This window comes from Sinomonas mesophila (assembly GCF_001999765.1).
Lineage (GTDB): Bacteria > Actinomycetota > Actinomycetes > Actinomycetales > Micrococcaceae > Sinomonas > Sinomonas mesophila.
Window position 1 is genome coordinate 1 of record NZ_MTIC01000046.1, and the last position, 2,116, is coordinate 2,116.

Below are 2,116 nucleotides of genomic sequence, written 5' to 3' on the forward strand. Positions count from 1 at the left end.
GCGCATGGCGGGGTTTCCCCATTCGGACACCCTGGGATCACAGTCCGGTTATCGACTCCCCCAGGCTTATCGCAGATTCCCACGTCCTTCATCGGCTCCCGATGCCAAGGCATCCACCGTGCGCCCTTGGAAACTTCACAACACGCGAAGAAAACCAAGGACACGCAATGCATGTCCTACAAAAAACTCGCAAATCATCACAAAGACAAAATTGCTAGATGCTCGCGTCCACTATACAGTTCTCAAACAACAACCCCCTCAACCCACACCAGCGCGCGCAGCGCACCGGCGACGGGAAGGCGGGCACAGCCAGGGACTGTTGCCCCAGGACCCAACAGCGTGCCAAGGACCCCACCCCCGCAGGAACCCGACCCGGAAGCTTTCCCACCACACCCCGCACCGCACGAAGCGGAAGGACAGGGTCTGGCGTACTCGCCCGGGCCGGCCCCACAGGGCACGGGCCACGAATCCGTCGATGTTCCACCCACGAGCACCCACCGGACCACGAACGGGTCCGCAGCGGGCTGCATCCATCCCGGCACCCGGCCACCACGCGGGGCGCGGCGGCGTATGCCGGTGCTGCTCCTTAGAAAGGAGGTGATCCAGCCGCACCTTCCGGTACGGCTACCTTGTTACGACTTAGTCCCAATCGCCAGTCCCACCTTCGACGGCTCCCTCCCACAGAGGGGTTGGGCCACCGGCTTCGGGTGTTACCGACTTTCGTGACTTGACGGGCGGTGTGTACAAGGCCCGGGAACGTATTCACCGCAGCGTTGCTGATCTGCGATTACTAGCGACTCCGACTTCATGGGGTCGAGTTGCAGACCCCAATCCGAACTGAGACCGGCTTTCTGGGATTGGCTCCACCTCACAGTATCGCAACCCTTTGTACCGGCCATTGTAGCATGCGTGAAGCCCAAGACATAAGGGGCATGATGATTTGACGTCGTCCCCACCTTCCTCCGAGTTGACCCCGGCAGTCTCCCATGAGTCCCCACCCGAGGTGCTGGCAACATGGAACGAGGGTTGCGCTCGTTGCGGGACTTAACCCAACATCTCACGACACGAGCTGACGACAACCATGCACCACCTGTGAACCGGCCCCGAAGGGAAGCCCCATCTCTGGGACGGTCCGGCACATGTCAAGCCTTGGTAAGGTTCTTCGCGTTGCATCGAATTAATCCGCATGCTCCGCCGCTTGTGCGGGCCCCCGTCAATTCCTTTGAGTTTTAGCCTTGCGGCCGTACTCCCCAGGCGGGGCACTTAATGCGTTAGCTGCGGCGCGGAGGACGTGGAATGCCCCCCACACCTAGTGCCCAACGTTTACGGCATGGACTACCAGGGTATCTAATCCTGTTCGCTCCCCATGCTTTCGCTCCTCAGCGTCAGTTACAGCCCAGAGACCTGCCTTCGCCATCGGTGTTCCTCCTGATATCTGCGCATTTCACCGCTACACCAGGAATTCCAGTCTCCCCTACTGCACTCCAGCCTGCCCGTACCCACTGCAGACCCGGGGTTGAGCCCCGGGCTTTCACAGCAGACGCGACAAGCCGCCTACGAGCTCTTTACGCCCAATAATTCCGGATAACGCTCGCGCCCTACGTATTACCGCGGCTGCTGGCACGTAGTTAGCCGGCGCTTCTTCTGCAGGTACCGTCAGTCACCCTTCTTCCCTGCTGAAAGGGGTTTACAACCCGAAGGCCGTCATCCCCCACGCGGCGTCGCTGCATCAGGCTTCCGCCCATTGTGCAATATTCCCCACTGCTGCCTCCCGTAGGAGTCTGGGCCGTGTCTCAGTCCCAGTGTGGCCGGTCACCCTCTCAGGCCGGCTACCCGTCGTCGCCTTGGTAGGCCATCACCCCACCAACAAGCTGATAGGCCGCGAGCCCATCCAAGACCGCACAAGGCTTTCCACCCCCCACCATGCGATGAGGAGTCCTATCCGGTATTAGACCCAGTTTCCCAGGCTTATCCCAGAGTCAAGGGCAGGTTGCTCACGTGTTACTCACCCGTTCGCCACTAATCCACCCCCGAAAGGGCTTCATCGTCCGACTTGCATGTGTTAAGCACGCCGCCAGCGTTCATCCTGAGCCAGGATCAAACTCTCCGTCAAAAA

General features: G+C 60.5%; 2 rRNA genes. Both read right to left on the minus strand.

The features are described 5' to 3' along the window. Positions 1-140 (minus strand): 23S ribosomal RNA (locus tag BV907_RS18005); the annotation flags it as partial. A 450-nt stretch (positions 141-590) separates the two neighbouring features. After that, a 16S ribosomal RNA gene (locus tag BV907_RS18010) occupies positions 591-2,113 on the minus strand. Positions 2,114-2,116: the final 3 nt, after the last annotated feature.